This window comes from Enterococcus sp. AZ156 (assembly GCF_051714165.1).
Classification (GTDB): Bacteria; Bacillota; Bacilli; order Lactobacillales; family Enterococcaceae; genus Enterococcus_B; species Enterococcus_B pernyi.
The window spans coordinates 2603270-2623252 of sequence record NZ_JBIORI010000001.1 but is presented as its reverse complement, the minus strand read 5'-3'; the positions used below and the strand labels follow the sequence as shown (position 1 = coordinate 2623252).

The 19983-nt window shown below is 38.6% G+C and carries 16 protein-coding genes; 9 read left to right on the top strand and 7 right to left on the bottom strand.

The genetic code is table 11. The annotated features are described in order from the left end of the window. Positions 1–122: 122 nt before the first annotated feature. Complete coding sequence (locus IGJ95_RS12455; RefSeq protein ID WP_023520339.1) at positions 123–830, bottom strand: GntR family transcriptional regulator; 708 nt, start codon at positions 828–830, stop codon at positions 123–125. A gap of 217 nt (positions 831–1047) precedes the next feature. Here IGJ95_RS12455 and IGJ95_RS12450 point away from each other — a divergent pair, with 217 nt between their 5' ends. The 4 genes from IGJ95_RS12450 to IGJ95_RS12435 all read left to right on the top strand — a co-directional run bounded on the left by IGJ95_RS12450 (position 1048) and on the right by IGJ95_RS12435 (position 6734). Then, a complete protein-coding gene (locus IGJ95_RS12450; protein ID WP_438762026.1) occupies positions 1048–1971 on the top strand; it encodes a PTS mannose/fructose/sorbose transporter subunit IIAB in 924 nt (307 codons plus the stop codon). Positions 1972–1988: 17 nt separating this feature from the next. After that, entirely contained in the window at positions 1989–2786 is a 798-nt protein-coding gene (locus tag IGJ95_RS12445; protein WP_010734299.1) for a PTS mannose/fructose/sorbose/N-acetylgalactosamine transporter subunit IIC, read from the top strand. Continuing rightward, entirely contained in the window at positions 2779–3579 is an 801-nt protein-coding gene (locus tag IGJ95_RS12440) for a PTS system mannose/fructose/sorbose family transporter subunit IID (protein ID WP_029593929.1), read from the top strand. Before IGJ95_RS12445 ends, IGJ95_RS12440 begins: the two co-directional genes overlap by 8 nt. Positions 3580–3716: 137 nt before the next feature. Next, positions 3717–6734, top strand: coding sequence for a polysaccharide lyase 8 family protein (locus tag IGJ95_RS12435; protein ID WP_349520401.1), 3018 nt, complete (start codon positions 3717–3719; stop codon positions 6732–6734). A 110-nt stretch (positions 6735–6844) separates the two neighbouring features. Here IGJ95_RS12435 and IGJ95_RS12430 read toward each other — a convergent pair whose 3' ends face one another. After that, positions 6845–7753, bottom strand: coding sequence for a cation transporter (locus IGJ95_RS12430; protein WP_077151976.1), 909 nt, complete (start codon positions 7751–7753; stop codon positions 6845–6847). 171 nt (positions 7754–7924) lie between these two features. On the opposite strand from IGJ95_RS12430, the gene IGJ95_RS12425 reads away from it, so the two are divergent. Next, complete coding sequence (locus tag IGJ95_RS12425) at positions 7925–8557, top strand: NAD(P)H-binding protein (RefSeq protein ID WP_062806156.1); 633 nt, start codon at positions 7925–7927, stop codon at positions 8555–8557. A 311-nt stretch (positions 8558–8868) separates the two neighbouring features. Here IGJ95_RS12425 and IGJ95_RS12420 read toward each other — a convergent pair whose 3' ends face one another. Beyond that, positions 8869–9885 (bottom strand): NAD(P)-dependent oxidoreductase, encoded by a 1017-nt coding sequence (locus tag IGJ95_RS12420; protein WP_077151977.1) that lies wholly within the window; start codon positions 9883–9885, stop codon positions 8869–8871. Positions 9886–9924: 39 nt separating this feature from the next. Further along, positions 9925–10953 carry an AEC family transporter gene (locus IGJ95_RS12415; protein ID WP_077151978.1) on the bottom strand — a complete coding sequence of 343 codons (1029 nt, stop codon included), beginning with the start codon at positions 10951–10953 and terminating at the stop codon, positions 9925–9927. Positions 10954–11238: 285 nt separating this feature from the next. Between IGJ95_RS12415 and IGJ95_RS12410 the strand changes: the two genes are divergently transcribed. Genes IGJ95_RS12410 through IGJ95_RS12400 form a run of 3 tightly spaced genes read left to right on the top strand, consistent with a single transcriptional unit; the run spans position 11239 to position 14761 of the window. Further along, positions 11239–12579, top strand: a complete 1341-nt coding sequence (locus tag IGJ95_RS12410) for an aminotransferase class III-fold pyridoxal phosphate-dependent enzyme (protein WP_062806158.1) — start codon at positions 11239–11241, stop codon at positions 12577–12579. Between the two features lie 18 nt (positions 12580–12597). After that, positions 12598–13698, top strand: a complete 1101-nt coding sequence (ald, locus tag IGJ95_RS12405; protein ID WP_349520405.1) for an alanine dehydrogenase — start codon at positions 12598–12600, stop codon at positions 13696–13698. Between the two features lie 28 nt (positions 13699–13726). After that, positions 13727–14761: an NAD(P)H-dependent amine dehydrogenase family protein gene (locus tag IGJ95_RS12400; protein WP_194179572.1), complete on the top strand. Its 1035-nt coding sequence runs from the start codon at positions 13727–13729 to the stop codon at positions 14759–14761. A gap of 75 nt (positions 14762–14836) precedes the next feature. On the opposite strand, the gene nrdF is transcribed toward IGJ95_RS12400, so the two are convergent. From nrdF to nrdH, 3 genes are all read right to left on the bottom strand, one after another. Next, positions 14837–15802, bottom strand: a complete 966-nt coding sequence (nrdF, locus tag IGJ95_RS12395; RefSeq protein WP_438762023.1) for a class 1b ribonucleoside-diphosphate reductase subunit beta — start codon at positions 15800–15802, stop codon at positions 14837–14839. A gap of 51 nt (positions 15803–15853) precedes the next feature. After that, complete coding sequence (gene nrdE, locus IGJ95_RS12390) at positions 15854–18013, bottom strand: class 1b ribonucleoside-diphosphate reductase subunit alpha (protein WP_169058495.1); 2160 nt, start codon at positions 18011–18013, stop codon at positions 15854–15856. A gap of 181 nt (positions 18014–18194) precedes the next feature. Next, positions 18195–18419 (bottom strand): glutaredoxin-like protein NrdH, encoded by a 225-nt coding sequence (gene nrdH / locus IGJ95_RS12385; protein ID WP_010734318.1) that lies wholly within the window; start codon positions 18417–18419, stop codon positions 18195–18197. Between the two features lie 649 nt (positions 18420–19068). Between nrdH and IGJ95_RS12380 the strand changes: the two genes are divergently transcribed. After that, positions 19069–19887: a GH25 family lysozyme gene (locus IGJ95_RS12380; protein WP_438762020.1), complete on the top strand. Its 819-nt coding sequence runs from the start codon at positions 19069–19071 to the stop codon at positions 19885–19887. Positions 19888–19983: the final 96 nt, after the last annotated feature.

Here is a 19983-nt window from a genome sequence, read left to right as displayed (position 1 = left end):
ATGGATAGATATATATAGTTAAGAAGGAATCCACAAAACGTTCAAAGAACGGTCTGATGGATTCCTTCTGGTTTTGCTTATTTAATTCAATGGGTGCGAAATTACGGCTATTACCGTTCTACTTATTCTGCTTCTACTTCGATTTTTGTTTTGAAATATTTCCAGTGCTTATAACTAATGATATATTCGGCTACGCTTCGATCGGCAAGAAAAGAATGCTTGACTTGTTTGACGACTGGTTCGCGAAAGCTTAACTTTAACAAGTTCAATAATTCTGGATCATCGGGAAAGACAATTTCATTCGTCTCAACAGATGAAAGAGAGAAGAGGTCGATCCCAAAATCTTTTCTCACTCTCTCGTAGATACTGGAGTATTGAGATAAGTCTTTACTAATAGGTTCCTTGACCAAACGTTTTGGCAGATGAGTGATATGCACAAGGAAAGGGATATCCTCAAAATATCGCACTCGTTTGATGCGATAATAAGAACCATTTTTTGGTAGTCCAAGTTCTTCTAAAATTTCAGGTTCTTGCGCTTCTTCTATCGAAACGACCTTGACCTTCTCTTTATCTAATGAATGTAATTCGATATCTGAGAATTTGACTGATTGAGAGACTTTTGATTTAGAAACAAAGGTCCCTTTCCCTTGGACGCGATAGAGATAGCCAGCGGTTGTAAGTTCATTCAATGCTTTAACGGCTGTGATCGAGCTGACAGAATATTTTTTCTTGATATCTGCTTCTGAGTAAAACTTATCTCCAGGAACAAATAAATGATTTTTGATTTCAGCTAATAATTCTTGCTTAATTTGTTCATATTTGGGAATCACCACATGAGACCTCCTTTTTTTGCGGTATTCAATTAATCTTACCATAACATGTTAACTTGTTTGTGGCAATGGATTAATTTTGGATCTAAATTTTTTAAGAAAAAAATATAATATGTTAAGATGTTAGGTTTACGTTTGAGTTGATATGTGATATAGTGTACGTAATCAATAGCTAACATGTTAAGTAGCTTAGATGTTTATTTAAGGGGGAAGAGAGATGAGAAATATCTTATTGGTCAGTCATGGTAGCATGGCCGATGGAGTCAAAGCCAGTTTAGAGATGATCGTTGGCGTGCAAGAACATGTCCACACACTTTCTTTAAGACCAGATGGCGATAATTTACAATTTGAACATGAATTAACTGATAAAATGAAAGCCCTTAACGGTTCGACCTTGATTATTGCAGATCTGCTAGGTGGGACACCATGTAACACAGCGCTAAAAAATTACCTAGAAGATGAAGAAGTTACAATTATTGCTGGGATGTCTTTACCTTTAGTCATGGAAGCGACCCTTAATCCACAAGCAACGATCGAGGCGTTGATCGATTTGGCACGCGGGGGTATCGTAGATATCAAAAACAAGATGATCTCAACGGAAGCGGAAGAAACGCAAGCCGCAGAGGGAGATCTAGCACAATATAAGGAATTTAAAGGCAAAGCGAATATTGTCAATGTAAGGATTGATGAACGCTTGATTCATGGTCAAGTTGCAGGAATTTGGTCCACAAGTTTGAATACACAACGGATCATCGTGATCAATGATGAGGCAGCAATGGATTCTTTACAAAAATCTTCATTAAGAATGGCAGCGCCTACATCTATGCGGCTATCCGTTTTAACTGTTGCTGCGGCGGCAAAAAATGTTCAATCTGGCAAATATGGCAAGCAACGTATTTTTTTACTTTTTAAAAATCCAACAGATGTCTTGCGGTATTTAGAAGCGGGCGGTGAGCTGGCTGCAATTAATGTAGGAAACATGAGTCATAAAGAAGGTGCGAGAGAAATCACGAAAAGCATCAAGGTCATGAAAGAAGAAGCAGCAGTGTTTGAAGCAATCGCAGCCAAAGACATAAAAGTGACCGCTCAACTGGTACCAAATGATCCAGTCATCGATTTTATGGAAAAACTAAGAAAGTGATTTAGGAGGAAATAATCATGCAACATTTAGCCATGTATCAAATTATTCTTATTACAGTTTATGCTTTTATTGCAATCAATGATTCACTTATTTCAAATACGTTGACACAACCAGCCATTGCGGGAATGATCTCCGGGATGATCATGGGAGATTTAGAAACTGGCTTGATGGTAGGGGGAACCCTTCAATTGATGCGTTTAGGGATTGCGGCTTTTGGAGGTGCATCTGTACCCGACTTCTTTACTGGCGCTGTATTAGGAACGGCGTTTGCTGTGATTTCTGGTAAAGGCGCGGAATATGGGATCGGTCTAGCTGTACCAGTATCATTACTGATGCTACAGCTTGATGTCGTTGCTCGCTTCTGTAATGTCTTTTTGCTACACCGTGTAGATCGTGCGATTGAAGATATGCGTATCAACAGTATCCCACGGTTAGTATTATCTGGTTCATTCTTATGGGGGCTTTCTCGAGCAATCCCGATCTTATTGATGTTACTAGTCGGTGATGCGGCAGTCTCAACAATCACAGAAAATACACCTGAATGGTTGATGAATGGATTACGTACAGCAGGTGGCGTACTACCAGTTGTCGGTGTGGCCATCCTTTTACATTATTTACCAGCAAAACAGTATATTCCTTACTTACTTTTAGGTTTCTTCTTATCAGCATATCTACAAGTACCAATGCTTGGTATTTCAATCGTTGGTGTTATTGCTGCATTGTTAGTATTCAAACGAGATAACGAAAAAGAAGCAACTGCTCAAACAGTGACAACCACTGGAACACTTGAAGGAGGTTTTGATGGCGATGAGTAATCAAAAGTTAACGAAAAAAGAATTGAATGTCATCAGTTGGCGCTATATCCTTGGTAGCCAATTGAATTGGAACTATGAGCGTATGATGAGTACCGGTTATCTCTATGGTATTTTACCTGTACTGAAAAAATTCTATGGGGAAGACAAATCACAATTACAAGATATGATGAATACTCATAATCAATTTTTCAATACGAATGCAATTTTTGGGAACTTGATCATGGGGATCGATGTGGCAATTGAAGAAGAAGATGGTTACAAAGCAAAAGATACGATTGTCGCGTTGAAAACAGCGTTGATGGGTTCATTGGCAGGGGTAGGCGATTCATTATTCCATGTCATCTGGGGAACGATTTTTGGTTCAATCGCGGGTACATTGGCACAAAGCGGATCAGTCGTTGGCTGTGTGATCTGGATCATTGCCAATATCGCTTTACTTTTTGGACGAGCAGCATTATTACCACTTGGCTATAAGCAAGGAGTTAAATTAGTTACGACTCTGAAAAATAAACTAACAGCATTCACCAACGCAGCAACTGTTTTAGGGATCACAGTTATTGGTGCCTTGATTCCGTCAGTTATCAAAGCAACGGTTCCTTTCGTTTACAAACAAAATGGGGTGGAGTTAGTTGTTCAAGATACATTAGATGCGATCTTACCTTCATTAGTACCGGTTTTATTAGTCTTATTGACTTACTGGATGTTAGGTCAGAAGAAATTGAATTCAACTCGCGTGATCTGGATCATTTTGATTCTTTCGATTGCATTAAGTGCTGCCGGGATCTTAGCTTAAATGATTCATAAAAAATGAATGAAGTGATCGCAAGGTCGTGATCCGATCTGCAAGAAAGAATTGTTCGAAATAAGAATGCGCCTTTCTTGCAGATTTTTTTAGTTCAAAAAATATCTATAATCAAAAAGGAGAACAAAATGAAGCGTTGGTCAACAAAATTAGTGGTGACATTAGGGTGTAGTTTATTCGTTGGTATTGGGTTAGGGTACAGTCAACAAGTCGGTGCAGAAGGAACACAGACTGACATGCAAAAAAATACGACATCAGGGAACTATGAGTCAGATTTTTCGCAGCATTTGGGTACTTGGCAAGACATTGTTGGAAAAGCAGATAAATATACCAACGAGAATGGATTACAGATCGCAAACCAGAAAGTCAATCAACAATTTGAGTCTGTGTCGTTATTATTAGATGCAGGTGTCCGTAGCTCAGGTGATCTAGAATACACGTTTCTATATGAGGGACAGACCAATTTTGGACTAGTTTTTCGAGGAAACGATCAGACGACATCGAACTGGCAATCGTTTGCCTATATGCGCGATGGTGAATGGCAATTGGGGCAGCCTGGGGGGAAATGGTTGACAGCCATCAAAGGTCCTACACTGATTTCAGGACAAACCTATAAATTGTTACTAAGATATGAAGGAACATCGTTCCAAGCATATTTGAACGACCGTTTGTTGTATGAAAATCAAGAAGTTCTTTATTCTGATGGGACAACGATCAATGGGGACTGGTCAGGTTATTCAGGGATTCGGTTATTTGGGAATGAGAGTAAATTAACTATTTATTCCATGCGTAGTGGAGCGGTCAATAGTCTGCAAGTGGAAGAACCGACAGAAGAATTTCAAACAATGAAAGCAAACTGGAAAGATCAACTTGTGTCAACAACGACCGATTTAGCTAATCCAGCGATTGCCAATTATGTAAACGCTCTTTCTGACGAAGCAGAAAAACTTTACGAGACAATGAATCAAGATCCTGACCGCACGTATCTGTGGCCATTAGAATCTGGGAATACCGCTTCGGCAGATTTAACCACGCAATTTACAAAGTTGCAAAAACTAGCGTTAGCATATGGAACGAATGGGACAAGTTTTTATCAAGATGAAGTCATCAGTCAAGCGATTCAAAGTGGATTAGATTTTATGATCACAAAAAAAGGCTATGATGGAACAAAGTATCATGGCAATTGGTGGGATTGGCAAATCGGAGTAGCTCAAAAATTTGTGGCAATTTTGATGGTGCTGGATGAAGACGTACCAGAGGAGAAACTTCAAGAGTATACGGCTGTGTTGAGTAAATATGTACCCGATCCATTTAAACAACTCTACACAAAACCACAAGGAACTTTTGTCGCGCTTGATTTTATACCAAATTTTTCAACGACTGGTGCGAATCGCACAGATTTAGCGCAAACTGTTTTAGGACTAGGTCTCTTACAAAATGATCCAGCGAAAGTTACACAAGCAGTTGAGAGTATCACAGATGTCTTTAAATTGGTGACCCATGGAGATGGATTTTATCAAGATGGTTCATTTATCCAGCATGAAACGATCCCTTATACAGGCTCTTATGGCAATGTACTAGTCAAAGGCGTAGGCCAAATTTTATCGATCGTCAAAGAATCTCGCTATACGTTGACAGCTGATCAAATAAAGTCCTTTGTTGATAACGTACAATCGGCATTTATCCCATTAGTTTATCAAGGTGAAATGTTGCCTTTAGTCAATGGTCGCTCCATTTCTCGAGTACCAGCAGCGACAAAAACGGGTTACGGATCGACAACGATGTACAATTTAATGATCGTGGCGAAATTTGCACCTGAAACACAGCAAAAAGCTTTACAAGAAGCAGTGAAATATTGGATGTTGTCTAATCCTAACTATTATTTGACAAATACGAGAGATTACAATGATTTGATGATGACAACGGAGCTATTGGCTAATACCACGGTGATGGGTAAGCAACTACCGTTCATCGGAACAAAGATGTACCATGCAATGGATCGGTTTGTCCAACGAACAGAGAATTACCATTTAGGATTAAGCATGTATTCGAAGCGAATCTCTTCATTTGAAGCAGGAAATCTGGAAAATCAACGAGGCTGGCATACGTCTGACGGGATGATCTATCTTTACAATGATGACCAAGTCCAATTCGGTCCGAGTTATTGGCCAACAATCGATCCTTATCGTTTACCTGGTACGACCATCGATACAGTACCTTTAGCAGATGAAATTTCAGCATTTACTACAGTGACTTCAAATGAAACATGGGTAGGCGGTGCCGTTGCTGGAGATCAAGGTGTAGTAGGAATGGCTCTTAACAAAGAAGGAACAAAGAATAATGGAACGACCTTACCGATGAATGTACAAGGGAAGAAGTCATGGTTTACATTGGATGGGCAAATCATTGCCTTAGGTGCCGGTATTACAGGAGATACAACTGCTTCAATCGAAACAATTGTCGATAATCGTTTATTAAATGATTCGTATACGTATCAAGTACTTTCGGATACAGGAATGATTGATCAGTCACAACAAACGAAGGAGACATCTTGGTTATTGTTAGAATCAGATCATCAACATGCGTCGATCGGTTATTATTTCCCACAAAAGGAAACAGTCGATGTGATCAGTGAGACACGTACAGGTACTTATCGAGAAATCAATGAAGCATTTCCTAGTGATACACCCTATACAGGTGACTACCGCACCTTCTCAATCAATCATGGACAGCAACCAAAAGATGCAGAATATGCTTATGTGATGTTGCCCGGCAAGACTCAATCGGAATTAGCAGATTATGCAGCAAAACAGCCAGTTGCGATTTTGCAAAATACCAAAGAAATCCAAGCAGTCGAAGTGAAAACCTCTGGTTACTTAGGCATCAATTTTTGGCAAGAACAAGGCGGAGAAATGGCAGGGATCAAAACGAATAAACCAATTTCTTTACTAAAACAAACGAAGGCAGAACAAACAGTTTATACAATTACCAATCCAACGCAACAAACTGAACCAGTAACACTTACTTTACCAAGTGATTTTACTGACGTGGTGTCTACGAGTGAAGGGATTGTCTATGATAGTCAAACGCACACATTCACCATTGACTTCGCACAGTTTGAAAGTAAAACGATTGTTGTTAAATAGATCTACCTTTCTAAGTCATAATTAAACACAGAACAATTGAAAAAAACAGAAGCTTCCCAATCGTTTTCGTATTGGAGGAGCTTCTGTTTTTTTATAAAGTACGCTCTTTCTTAAGCCCACTTGAGATCACCGATAAAGTTGATATTCAACCATAAAGAATAGTCAGAGAAACCTTCAGTTACTTTGCGGTTGAGTTTATCTCTTAGATGATCTTGCGCGCGGATACTATCTAATTCACTATCGGGTAAAATCACGATATCTAGTTCAAGAATGACTTGATCCCCTACTTTTGCGATTCGTAAGACATAGGTTTCGATAGCGACATTTTGCAAGAGCTTATCAACTACTAACAATATTTTTTCGCGCAATTCATATTTGGGGGGTGCATAAGTAAGTTCTAATGTGGCACTTTTGATTTCAGTCACTGATAGATAAATATAGAAAATGGTGATTCCAATGGAAATCACAGGGTCGATCAATTGGGCGATTGCAAGATATGGCGTTTTTGCTAGTACACCAGAGACGATGATCGAGACCACGACTCCTAAACTGAACAGAAAACCGAAGCGCCATTGTTCCAGCTCCACCTTATAAAAGGAATGATTGATCGGATTTTTTTTCAAATAAAGATAAAAGACAAAACAAAAGAGTGTCCCAAACAAAGAAAAAGGCAAACCAATCGCTAAATCAACGTAGGTATCTGCATAAAGCAAACTGAAAAAAGACTCAATCAGGCCATAGGAAGAAATCAATAGGATGACACTGTATTGGATAAAAACAACCAAGGGCATCAGTGATTCCTTTCCAAATGGAAAACGTTCAAAATCTTGTGTCTGGATAAACTTAGCAATATATAATGCGATCAGAGACATCAGCGCACCGACCATCGTATAGACACCATCAAGCAAGAGGACATTGTAATTGATCATCAATCCTGTAAGTAGCGCTAAAAGACCATAAACGGTTCCTGCAATGATGGAGGCGGTTAATAATTTTTTTATTTTTTGCGTATTTTTCATATAACTAAAACCCTTTCTGGAATAGATGCTTTTTTGAGAATCATACTGATTGTAATAAAAGATGCGAATAAATACTTGCGGTTAGAGTCGTTCTAAGCCTTATACTTTACTCATCTTATCAAAGGAGGAGCGTTGTACAAGTAAAAAAACAAAACTAGAGGTGGAAATAGATTGAAAAAAAACGTATTGATCCTTGGTGCATCAGCACCAATTGCTAAATATAGCTATGAATTTTTAAAAAATGATCCTACTGTGAATGTCACTTTATTTTTGAGAAATCCGGATAAAGTCTTTGATAAGGAGCGAAGTATCATTGGTGATGCGATGAATCTAGATGATTTGGTTCATGCAATGAAAGGCATTGATATCGTTTATTCTTGCTTAGGTCCTTACAATATGGTGCCTTTAGCTAAACATGTGATCAAGGCGATGAACCAGAATAAGATCAAACGCGTATATTGGATGGCAACACTTGGGATCTACGGTGAAGTTGACTTCAATGACGAAGAAGCAGTTGCAGAGTTGGGCGACTATCGCGATCCTGATACTTATTTAGGGGACCAGCGTATTGCAGCAGATTTGATTGAGAACAGTCATCTAGACTTTACCATCATCCGTCCTAATTGGTTAACCGATAAAGAGATTGTTGAGGATATTCGTATCGAGAATAGAAACGGAAAAAGTTACATTGGTGAAATCAGCCGACAAACTGTAGGGAAATACCTAGCAACTTTGATCAACGAGCCAACTACTCATATGTATGACTCTATTGCATTAACAGCAAAGGAAAAAATACACGAGTAAAAAATAATTGAGGTTTGACAGAAATTTTCAGCTTTGAAATAAGGCAGGACCCCCAGAAAGCATTCTTTGATTTTCTGGGGATTCTGTCTTACTATTTTTTGTGATGATTGAAAGGAAAGTAGTTAAGACAAACGTAAGATTCACTTTTGTCTGTCACCATACAAACAAATCAACGGGAAGAATTAACGAAACCACTTCGAAAATAAGGCAACAGCTACAAAAATTGGAAGAGCAATTTTTATAGCTATCGCCTTATTTCATGAGGCTAAACACTTCGGTGCAATATCGGATCGCTGATTCTTTGATGGCGACTACCCAGCCTGAGTGGGAAGCGTGTTGGCACAGTCCAATTGATTGAACATTTTATAAAGATTGTCAAAACTTGTTTCGATCATATTAGATACTGCTTCGTCGGTGTTCGAACCAATATGTGGAGTAATGATCACTCGCGGATACATATCGATCAGCGCCTTAGCTGTTGCATCGATCAATAAGGGATCTTCATCAAAATTTTTGTTGAAAATCAGCGCTTCATTAGGCAAGACATCTGTACCAAATCCAGATAGTTTTTTGCTTGTCAACGCATCAAGGATTGCTTGATTATCCTGTAACTCCCCTCTAGCAGTGTTGATCAAAATCGCATCATCCTTCATTTTTTCGATAAAATCTTTATTAATGAAACGTTCATTTTTACCGGGGATGTAAGGAATATGGATACTGACGATATCACTTTCTGCCAGTAAGTCATCAAGCGACTTAAATTCGATGAATGCTTTTGCTTCTTCACTTGGATATAGATCATTACCAATCACCGTTGCGCCTAATCCTTTGAAAAGTTTTGCTTCTGTTAGTCCGATGTTCCCCACGCCAACGATTCCAACTGTACAGTTTCGGACTTCTTTACTGAACATAAAGCGATCAATCGTAAAATTATAAGCAGCTGTTTTATTCGTTGTATGAGTTGTTCTACGTAAAAGCATCATTGCTAAAGTAACAGATAATTCAGCGATTGCATTTGGTGAATAAAATGGTACATACGCGACTTGCATTCCATGATCGTGAGCTGCCATTAAATCAATATGATTTGTCCCCACTGTACGCGTGAGGAGGAACCTGATCCCGAATTGGGCAAAGCGTTCGATATTCATGCGATTTGCTAAACAATTTCCTCGAACGATGATGGCATCCATTCCTTTTGCTTCTGCGTAATTTGTCTCATTTAATAAATCTTCTACTAGTTTCAAGTTGAATCCGTGGACATTCAACTGCTGAAAGAGAGATCTTTCAGCAGGGCGAACACCATAACATACAACATTTAAATTTTTCATAGTATAGTTTCCTTTCGTTAATTAATTATATAATGTGGGTTAATTTCCAATCAAGTTTAAGACGATGATCCAGATAGGGATTAAGACGATCGAGAAGAGTGTAGAAAGTAAAGAGGCGTTAGAGGCAAGTACTGCTTCTTTTTCAAAATTGATGGCATAAGCAACCGCAACTGTTGCAGCTGGAGTAGCCATCATAATGATCATCGTACCTAGACCAACTGAATTCACTGGTAAAATATTCATTGCGTTCAACAGTAAAATTGAAAGTAAAATCACAAGTGGGAAGACAATGACTTTGATGAATGAATAGTACCAAGAGGTGTGACTGCTGAGGGTTTTTCCGAATGGCAGATCGCCTAATGTGATCCCGATTGCCAACCAAGCGAGTGGGGAGGCTAAACTAGAGAGGAACGTCAAAGGTTTAAATAGCCATGGCAACGTCTGATCGATTCTTAAAAAAGCAACAGATTCAGAACTAGACTGAGCAATTTGAGGTAAGCTATCTTGGAAGAGCCAAATAAATAATCCGATAAACGTTGCCAATACGATTGGGTTCAAGATCATTTCTCTAATATTCTTGCGTGCCATTTTCAGTCCGCTCATCTTTAGATAAGCATAAGAGTATAAAAAGATACGATAACCAATGTTAAAAATCGATGCGTACAAAATCCCTTCTGCGCCAAAAACTGCACCGACGACAGGAATACCGAAGAATGTTGTTGACCCGAAAATAGAGAGTACACGCAATGTGTCTTCTTTATTTGGTGCATATCTAAAAAAGAAGAATTTACTTAGAAAAATCAAGAAAACGTGGACTAAGATTCCGAGAATTAAAATGTTGATTCCTTGATTCAATACTTCATCATTCAATTCCTGCATAAACGAATTAAAAGCTAATGCAGGAATTGCGACAGTTAAGACGACCTTAGACAAAGTCTTTCCGACATCTGATGAGAAAACCTCACGCTTTCTTAAAAAGTAACCTAATAATATAATAAACAGTGTGGAAGTGATCGCACTGATAATTTCCATGTTGATGACATTGCTTAATGTTTCTGATAGTGACATTTAAATTTTCCTCCTCAATTCTTGTGAATGTTTTAATTTTTTTATTTAATCAGCTGTGCATGTGTACCACTCCTCCTCAATTACATCCTAGAGGTTAGAATCGTTATAAGGTCAATATGCTTTACAAATAAAATCACAAAAGTATTTTTTCTTCTATATAAGTGATTTTTTACTTTTTTAATGTAAGCGATTTTATTAAAAGAATAAAAAAAAGATTGACCTTAGAGTTGTTCTACCCTTTAGTCTTAACATGTAAACAGGAAAGCAGATAAAGGAGAGAATAATATGAACAATCGCAAGAAAAAGTATTTTTGGCATCCGATGACGGATACTCGAGCAAGTGAAGAAGAAACAATTGTTATCGAACGTGGAGATGGGAATTTTATCTATGATGATACGGGGAGAAAATTACTCGATGGTGTTGGTGGATTATGGTGTATGAACGTTGGTCATAATCGCCCTGAAATGAACCGAGCAATTGCTGATCAAATGGAAAAATTATCTTACTATCAATTGTTTACGAATATTGCCCATCCCAAGGCATATGACTTGGCAGAAAAAATCATTCAAATGACGCAAGAAGAAGAGATGGCGAAAGTATTCTTTACTTCTGGAGGAAGTGATTCAGTAGATACTGCTTTAAAAATCACAAGACAATACTGGCAAGCAGTAGGTAAACCGACAAAGAAAGTATTTCTGTCATTGGAAAAAGCCTATCATGGGATGCATTATGGTGGAACGTCGATAGGTGGCAACCCAATCTATCGGGAATTTATTGGTCCAGGTTTACAAGATTGTGTACGTGTCTCTTCCCCGCATTTGAAGAAAAATAAATGGAATTGCCAAGATCCAGAAGAATTGACAAAACACTGTATCGCTGAACTAGTTGAAACGATTGAACAGATTGGCGCAGATCATATTGCTGCATTTATTGCTGAACCGATCCAAGGTGCTGGCGGTATCATCGTTCCACCAACTTCTTATTGGCCAGCTTTAAGGGAGGTTTGTGATACTTATGGTATTTTATTGATTGCAGATGAAGTGGTGACAGGTTTTGGCCGTTCAGGACATCTTTTTGGTAGTCGTGGCTGGGGCATCAAACCAGATGCTATGGTTCTAGCGAAAGGATTATCTTCTGGGTATGTTCCACTAGGGGCTACTGTTTTTAACAAACGCATCGTTGAAGGCATCGAATCAGCGACCAATGGAGCTAATGTCATTATCCATGGGCATACTTACGGTGGACATCCGCTCGGCTGTGTGGCAGCATTAGAAGCTTTACGTATTGTGGAAGAAGAAAATTTAGTTGAAAATGCCCGTGAAGTCGGTGCATATTTATTGGAACGTCTAAAAGGACTTGAAGGAACATATGACTGCATTAGTGATGTTCGTGGAAAAGGCTTGATGATCGCTATCGATTTTGAGAATACAGGGAAATATGATGTGGAACAAACAGCAAAGAATGTACAAGCCGTGGCTGATTATGCCATCAATGCAGGCGTCTTGCTACGTGATGAATTACAAACGATTATCATTTCACCATCGTTGACCTTTTCAAAGGAAAACGCAGATCAACTATTCGATGCGATTCATATGGGCTTTGAGAAGTGGCAAAAGCAACAATAATTCAAAGGAGGATATAATATGACAATCATTGGTGTACCAAAAGAAATCAAAAATTCAGAGAAACGTGTAGGTGTGACACCCGCAGGAGTCAAAGAGTTAGTAACAGCAGGTCATATCGTTTATGTAGAAGAACGTGCAGGGGAAGGATCAGGCTTTACAGATAGTCAATACCGTGAAGCTGGCGCTCAAATCAAAGCTGATCCAGAGACAGTCTGGTCGGCAGAAATCGTCGTGAAAGTCAAAGAACCACTAGCATCAGAATATCAATACTTTAGAAACGATTTGATTTTGTTTACGTACTTGCATCTAGCCGCAAATCTTGAATTGACTGAAGTATTGATCAAGTCTGGAACAACAGCGATTGCCTATGAAATGGTTACGAAAAACGGAGCATTCCCATTACTCGCACCAATGAGTGAAGTCGCTGGCCGTTTAGGCGGTCTATTGGGTGCGGAGATTTTAGCGAAGCAAAGTGGAAAATTGATTTCAGGTGTAACAGGTGTTTTACCAGTTCAGGCAGCTATTTTAGGTGGTGGGATCGCCGGAGTGAGTGCGGCACATTACTTGCACGGATTAGGAGCAGATGTGACGATCTTAGATATCAATGTCGACCGCTTACGTGAATTGTCAGAGATGTTTAATGGACAAGTAAAAACCCTCTACTCAAGCCCAGCGAATATTGAGAAAATGGCATTGACTAGTGATATCGTGATTGGTTCAGTCTTATTACCAGGTAAAAAAGCCCCACATCTTATCACAGAAGAATTAGTGAAGCAGATGAAAGAAGGAACGATCTTGGTGGATATTGCGATTGACCAAGGCGGCTGTTTTGAAACGAGCCAGCCAACCACCCATGAAGAACCGACTTTCGTTAAACATGGAGTGATCCACTACTCGGTTGCGAATATGCCAGGTTTAGTTCCTCAAACGTCTACGTTAGCTTTAACGAATGTCACGATGAGATATATCAAGGGCTTAGCCTCCCAATCACTGACAGAAGTCATCCAAACGTATCCAGAGATCCTACCAGGAATCAGTACCTATAAAGGAAAACTGACCTGTCCTGAAGTGGGGGAAGTCTTTGAGCGAACCGTTGACGATATTCGTGAGCTCGTTTAAAAATTTTCTAAAAAGTGAGGGAAATACAATGACTAAAAAAATTCGTATGGTCCAAGTCGGCTGTGGAAAAATGTCGAAAGAGATTATCAAATATGCCATGGCAAAAGATATTGAAATCGTTGGAGCTGTAGACAATCGTCCAGAGGCGATCGGTCAGGATCTAGGGCTATATTTAGGATATGACCAAGCTTTAGGAGTGAAAATCTCTAACGATCCCCATGAAGTATTTCAAAACTGTGATGCCGATGTGGCGTTAGTCACGATAGCTAGTTATATCAAAGATTTCATGCCAAGTTTAGAGATACCCTTGACCTATGGAGTCAATGTTTTAACAATCAGTGAAGAAGCTTTATATCCTTGGACGACTTCGGTTGCAGAAACCAATCGTTTGGATAAAATCGCAAAAGCCAACAACGTTACGATTTCAGGAACAGGAATGCAAGATATTTACTGGGTGTTGTTTCCAACGCTGCTGGCTGCTGGCATGAATGATGTACAAAAAATCAGTGGGGAAGTTAGTTATGATGTCGAACACTATGGGAAAGCGTTAGCGGAAGCGCATGGTGTGGGCTATGATCAAGTAAAATTTGACAAAGAAATTGCCAATGCAACCGATTTGCCTTCCTATTCTTGGATGACCGCAGAAGCCATCTGTGCCAAAATGGGTTGGACGATCAAACGCATTGCTCAAAAGAACGTTCCAATCGTTTTAGATAAAGATATTCCATCGAAAACAATGGAACGGCCGATCAAAGCAGGCGAAGCGATCGGCATGTCTGCCGTTGCAACGATTGAAACGGTACAAGGTCCAGTGGTGGAAGTCGGTTGTACTGGGAAAGTCTATCAGACAGGTGAAGGCGATTTATGTACTTGGTCGATCGAAGGAACACCAAGTATGCAATTTGAAGTGACCAAACCAGATACACCAAAGCATACGTGCGCTACGTTGATTAACCGGATACCGACGGTGATCAATTCAAACGCAGGCTATGTCACGATCGATCAATTGCAACCTGTCGAATATATGACGTATCCAGCACATCTTTATTTAGATAAAAAATAGGCAGAACTAAGGTTGGTAGTTGGTTAAAGAGAAACAAAAAAAGAGCGAGGATGCAATATCCAAGCTCTTTTTCGTTTAGTCTAAACCAATCAAGTAATCTTCATCTTTCATCGCTTCTACGTTACCTAATAGGTAGCCGTTTCCGACTTGAGAGAAGAAATCGTGGTTACTTGTACCAGTAGAGATCCCATTCATCACGATTGGGTTGACATCGTTTGCTGTATCAGGGAATAGTGGGTCCATTCCTAGATTCATCAATGCTTTATTTGCATTGTAGCGTAAGAATGTTTTGACTTCTTCCGTCCAACCGATTGGATCATATAATTCTTCTGTGTAGCGCTCTTCGTTTTCGTATAATTCATATAACAAATTATACATCCAGTCTTTCAATGTTTCTTGTTCTTCTTCAGGTAATTCGTTGTAACCTAGTTGGAATTTATAGCCAATATACGTGCCATGGACAGATTCGTCACGAATGATCAACTTGATGATCTCTGCCACGTTGGCTAATTTATTATTTCCTAAATAATAAAGTGGTGTATAGAATCCTGAGTAAAATAAGAAGGTCTCTAAAAAGACACTCGCAATTTTTTTCTCTAACGGCGTACCGTTTTTGTAGATCTCATTGATACGCTCCGCTTTTTTCTGTAGATAAGGATTGGTATTCGTCCATTCAAAGATTTCTTCGATTTCTTTTTTCGTATTCAATGTACTGAAGATCGAAGAGTAACTTTTCGCATGGACAGACTCCATAAATTGGATATTGTTCAATACCGCTTCTTCATGGGGCGTGCGGACATCTTTACGTAATTGATCCATCCCGCTTTCTGATTGGACGGTATCAAGTAAAGTCAATCCACCAAATACGTGACCAACTGTATTTTTTTCTAATTGGGAAAGCGTACGCCAGTCGTCTAAGTCATTTGACAAAGGGATACGTGTGTCTAACCAAAATTGCTCAGTTAATTTCTCCCAAGTCGATTTATCAATGATATCTTCAATTTCATTCCAGTTTATCGCTGCATAATAAGTTTCTGACATGAGAATGCTCCTTTATTAAAATCCAGTAACGGGTTCTATCACTAAGTGAAATTAGATCACACAGCTTTCACATTGGTTGCTGCCGATTTCTTCTGCATCGTCTGTAAACGTACGTACATAATAAATCGATTTGATTCCTTTGTGGAAAGCGTAGTGTCTTAGAATATTTAGATCACGTGTGGATTGTTTTGTCGTTTCTTTCCATTCGTACAAACCTTCTGGGATTTCTGAACGCATAAACAACGTCATACTCATTCCTTGATCCACATGTTTTTGTGCTGTGGCATAAATATCGATCACTTTACGCATATCCATATCATAAGCAGAAGTGTAATACGGGATTGTTTCATTTGATAAATAAGGCGCTGGGTAATAGATTTTCCCAATTTTCTTTTCTTGGCGTTCTTCGATCATACGAGTGATCGGATGGATACTTGCACTAGTATCATTGATATAAGAAATAGAACCATTAGGTGCTACAGCTAAACGATTTTGGTGATACAAACCATCTTTCATGATTGCTTGCTTCAAGTTTTCCCAGTCTTGGGCAGTCGGAATAAAGATACCATCAAACAAAGCAGCAACTCGTTCAGATTTTGGTTGGAATTCGCCAGTGACATATTTATCAAAATAAGTGCCGTCTGCATAAGCTGATTTTTCAAAATTATGGAAGACTTGTTTTCTCTCACGTGCGATATTGTTACTTTCAACAAGTGTCCAGTAATTCAACAACATGAAATAAACATTGGTAAAATCAATTGATTCTTCGGAACCATATTCCATTTGCTCTTTGGCAAAATAAGTATGAAGTCCCATGGCACCAAGTCCGATCGTATGATTCAATTTGTTCCCGTTTTGGATCGGTGGAACCACGTCAATGTCTGAAGCATCTGTGATATACGTCAATGCACGAGTCATCGTGCGGACAGAGCGACCAAAGTCAGGGCTATCCATCAAATTGACGATGTTTGTAGAACCTAAGTTACATGAGATGTCTGTCCCTAACTCTTCATATTCTTGCTTGCCATTGATGACAGAAGGTGTCTGTACTTGTAAAATCTCAGAACATAAGTTACTCATGATGATTTTACCGTCTACAGGATTTTCACGATTTGCCGTATCAATATTGATGATATACGGATAACCAGACTCTTGTTGTAATTTAGAGATTTCATTTTCTAAATCACGGGCTTTGATTTTTTGTTTACGGATATTTGGATTTGCGACTAAATTGTCATATTCCGCAGTGATATCTACGTAAGAAAATGGCACACCATATTCTTTTTCCACACTATAAGGACTGAATAGATACATTTCTTGGTTTTTACGTGCTAATTCATAGAATTTATCTGGGACGATCACACCAAGTGATAAAGTCTTCACGCGAATCTTTTCGTCTGCATTTTCTTTTTTTGCTGAAAGGAACATCATGATGTCTGGGTGGAAGACGTTTAAATAAACGACACCCGCACCTTGACGTTGTCCTAATTGGTTCGAATAACTAAAGCTATCTTCAAACAATTTCATGACTGGAACAACACCGCTAGCTGCACCTTCGTATCCTTTGATCGGCGCTCCGGCTTCACGTAAGTTAGAAAGTGTGATCCCAACACCACCACCGATTCGTGAAAGTTGTAAGGCAGAGTTGATCGAACGACCGATTGAATTCATATCATCCGTTACTTGAGTCAAGAAACAAGAAACAAGTTCACCACGACGTTTACGTCCAGCATTCAAAAAGGAAGGGGTTGCTGGTTGATAACGTTGGTGGATCATTTCATCAGCTAAAGCTAAGGCTAGTTCTTCGTCGCCATTCGCAAAGTACAACGCATTGAATGCGACACGATCTTCATAAGATTCCAAGTAGGCAGAACCATCATTTGTTTTTAACGCATATTGAGAGTAGAACTTATAGGCTGCCATGAATGATTTAAATGTAAATTTTTGTTCGAATAGGAATTGATAAAGTTTTTCAATAAATTCACTACTATATAATTGAATGAACTCTGCTTCTAAATATTGGTTGTCGATCAAATACTGGATTTTGTCGATCACTGTTGGAAACGTCATCGTATTTGGTTTGACATTTTCTTCAAAAAAAGCAGCTAAAGCTTCTTTATCTTTATTTAAAGGGATTTGCCCGTTGACTGGTCGATTGATTTCATTGTTCAGCTTAAAGTAGCTGACATCTTTTAGATTTTTAAGACTCATACATACGCCCAACCTTCTTTTTGATTTTGATGATACGTGTTTGACCACAAGATATAGTGGTGTTCATTGCTGTAAAAAAGGATTTGGGGAGGTTACGGACAATATCCGTAAGTCCATCAAATCCATAGTGGCAGAGGATCAAGTAAATCCTCGATCTATTTGACAACTGTTTGAATGATTCTTAGCTAGCTAAGTGACGTAGTTGATCTGGTCTGAAACCAATGACAGTCGCTGCGTCTGAAGTGATGACCGGAACACTTTGGAATCCTTGGTCTTTTAACCATGAGATTGCTTCAGGTTGCTCGTCGATATTTACTTCTTCAAAGTCGATTTTATTTTCAGCTAAAAAGCGTTTCACCATTTTACATTGCATACAATTATTTTTTGAAAAGATTTTTACGTTCATTATTATTTGCCTCCTTGCTCGTGTGTTTTCTCTATAATCAATAGTATAAATCTATTAGTAAAAAAGTCAATCAACAAACACTACATATTGTGTTGTGGAAATTGTGGAATACTATGTTTTGTGGTTTTTGAAAAACAATGAAAACAAGTATCTCGTGCAGATTCGCTTGTATTAATACAGAAATGCTTGTGGAAAACTCCGTTAAAAAATATTTTTTTAACCTTTGCTTGCCAATAAATGAATGTTCGATCGAAAAATCACAAACGAAAAAGGTATGCAAAATGATGGAAAGAAGAAGAGAAATAAATGCAGATCAAAACCAGAAGAAAAAGGTATTTATACATTTTAGAGATAGAAATTTTTTCACAAAACGAAAAATGATCATGAAGTGTCTAAGGATCATCGAAAAGAGAAACCCGAATCAAAATAGCAAAAGTCAAAAGAGTACTCACTATATATAGTAGTAAGATGATAAATGTTGTAAAAATTGAACTAACAATATTTGTTAAATTTTTAATAACGATGTTATGTTTAAAAATTGGTTAATTGTCATGTTATCTGTTTTTTTATTCCTAGATTTTTGTTTAAATAGAGCCAACAGGACGTCTTGTTGATGCTTTGAAAATTCAATAAAAGGAAGCGATCCAAGATGCGTACAATGGTCAAATGGGTAGGTGTTATTTGTTTTACTTTACTAGTTTACGTTGGAGGAACAGCACAGGCAACTTCGATTCCAATCAAACCTACGATTACTGAAAAAAATCAACATGTGTTAGGTAGCAGCAACCAATTCTCAGAGTCATTCACTCGAAGTCTGATAGACGATTCAGGAATCTCCGCTGCAGAACCAGGCAGACCAGCTAAAGATTTTATTGACATATCTTCCAATAATGGCAAGATATCGAGTGAAGAATTTCAAACGATGAAAAACTACGGCATTAAAGGGATAGTCATAAAATTGACTGAAGGAGACTCGTATAAAAATCCGCTTGCTCCTGAACAGATTGCTTCAGCCGTTGCGGCAGGCCTAAAAGTAAGTGTCTATCATTATGCGTGGTTCAATGAAGAAGCTGACACAAAAGGGGAAGCTCAGTTTTTATTGGATTATATGAGAGAGTTGAACCTGTCATCGTCAACTGTTGTTGTCAACGATAGCGAAAATCCAAAGATGAACGTGGACAAAGTGACAGATAATGCATTGGTTTTCCAAAAAGCGATCCAACAGGGAGGCTATCAAAACGTCGTCCACTATTCGAGTGCTTCTTGGTTCACCGAAAACAAATTGGATATGACACGTCTAGGAAAAGAAAATTGTTGGGTTGCACAGTGGCCCTACGATCCTTCTGATAAAAATCCGTTGCATACAGATACAGCAGCTTGGCAGTGGGCAAGTGATCTTTATTTCCCAGAATTTCCTAGCCGTCATTTTGATGTAAGTAGTGACTATTTGAAAAAATTTACAAGTTAAATGAAATTTATTTTTTAGCGCAAGAAACAAAAAGACAACCACGAAAATTTTTTGATTTTCGTGGTTGTCGCTTTATTCTCGAAGTGAGTGATACGA

Coding starts and splice junctions, on each gene's coding strand:
- IGJ95_RS12450 (WP_438762026.1), top strand. CDS start 1,048: ATGAGAAATATCTTATTGGTCAGTCATGGTAGCATGGCCGATGGAGTC.
- IGJ95_RS12445 (WP_010734299.1), top strand. CDS start 1,989: ATGCAACATTTAGCCATGTATCAAATTATTCTTATTACAGTTTATGCT.
- IGJ95_RS12440 (WP_029593929.1), top strand. CDS start 2,779: ATGAGTAATCAAAAGTTAACGAAAAAAGAATTGAATGTCATCAGTTGG.
- IGJ95_RS12435 (WP_349520401.1), top strand. CDS start 3,717: ATGAAGCGTTGGTCAACAAAATTAGTGGTGACATTAGGGTGTAGTTTA.
- IGJ95_RS12430 (WP_077151976.1), bottom strand. CDS start 7,753: ATGAAAAATACGCAAAAAATAAAAAAATTATTAACCGCCTCCATCATT.
- IGJ95_RS12420 (WP_077151977.1), bottom strand. CDS start 9,885: ATGAAAAATTTAAATGTTGTATGTTATGGTGTTCGCCCTGCTGAAAGA.
- IGJ95_RS12415 (WP_077151978.1), bottom strand. CDS start 10,953: ATGTCACTATCAGAAACATTAAGCAATGTCATCAACATGGAAATTATC.
- IGJ95_RS12410 (WP_062806158.1), top strand. CDS start 11,239: ATGAACAATCGCAAGAAAAAGTATTTTTGGCATCCGATGACGGATACT.
- ald (WP_349520405.1), top strand. CDS start 12,598: ATGACAATCATTGGTGTACCAAAAGAAATCAAAAATTCAGAGAAACGT.
- IGJ95_RS12400 (WP_194179572.1), top strand. CDS start 13,727: ATGACTAAAAAAATTCGTATGGTCCAAGTCGGCTGTGGAAAAATGTCG.
- nrdF (WP_438762023.1), bottom strand. CDS start 15,802: ATGTCAGAAACTTATTATGCAGCGATAAACTGGAATGAAATTGAAGAT.
- nrdE (WP_169058495.1), bottom strand. CDS start 18,013: ATGAGTCTTAAAAATCTAAAAGATGTCAGCTACTTTAAGCTGAACAAT.
- nrdH (WP_010734318.1), bottom strand. CDS start 18,419: ATGAACGTAAAAATCTTTTCAAAAAATAATTGTATGCAATGTAAAATG.
- IGJ95_RS12380 (WP_438762020.1), top strand. CDS start 19,069: ATGCGTACAATGGTCAAATGGGTAGGTGTTATTTGTTTTACTTTACTA.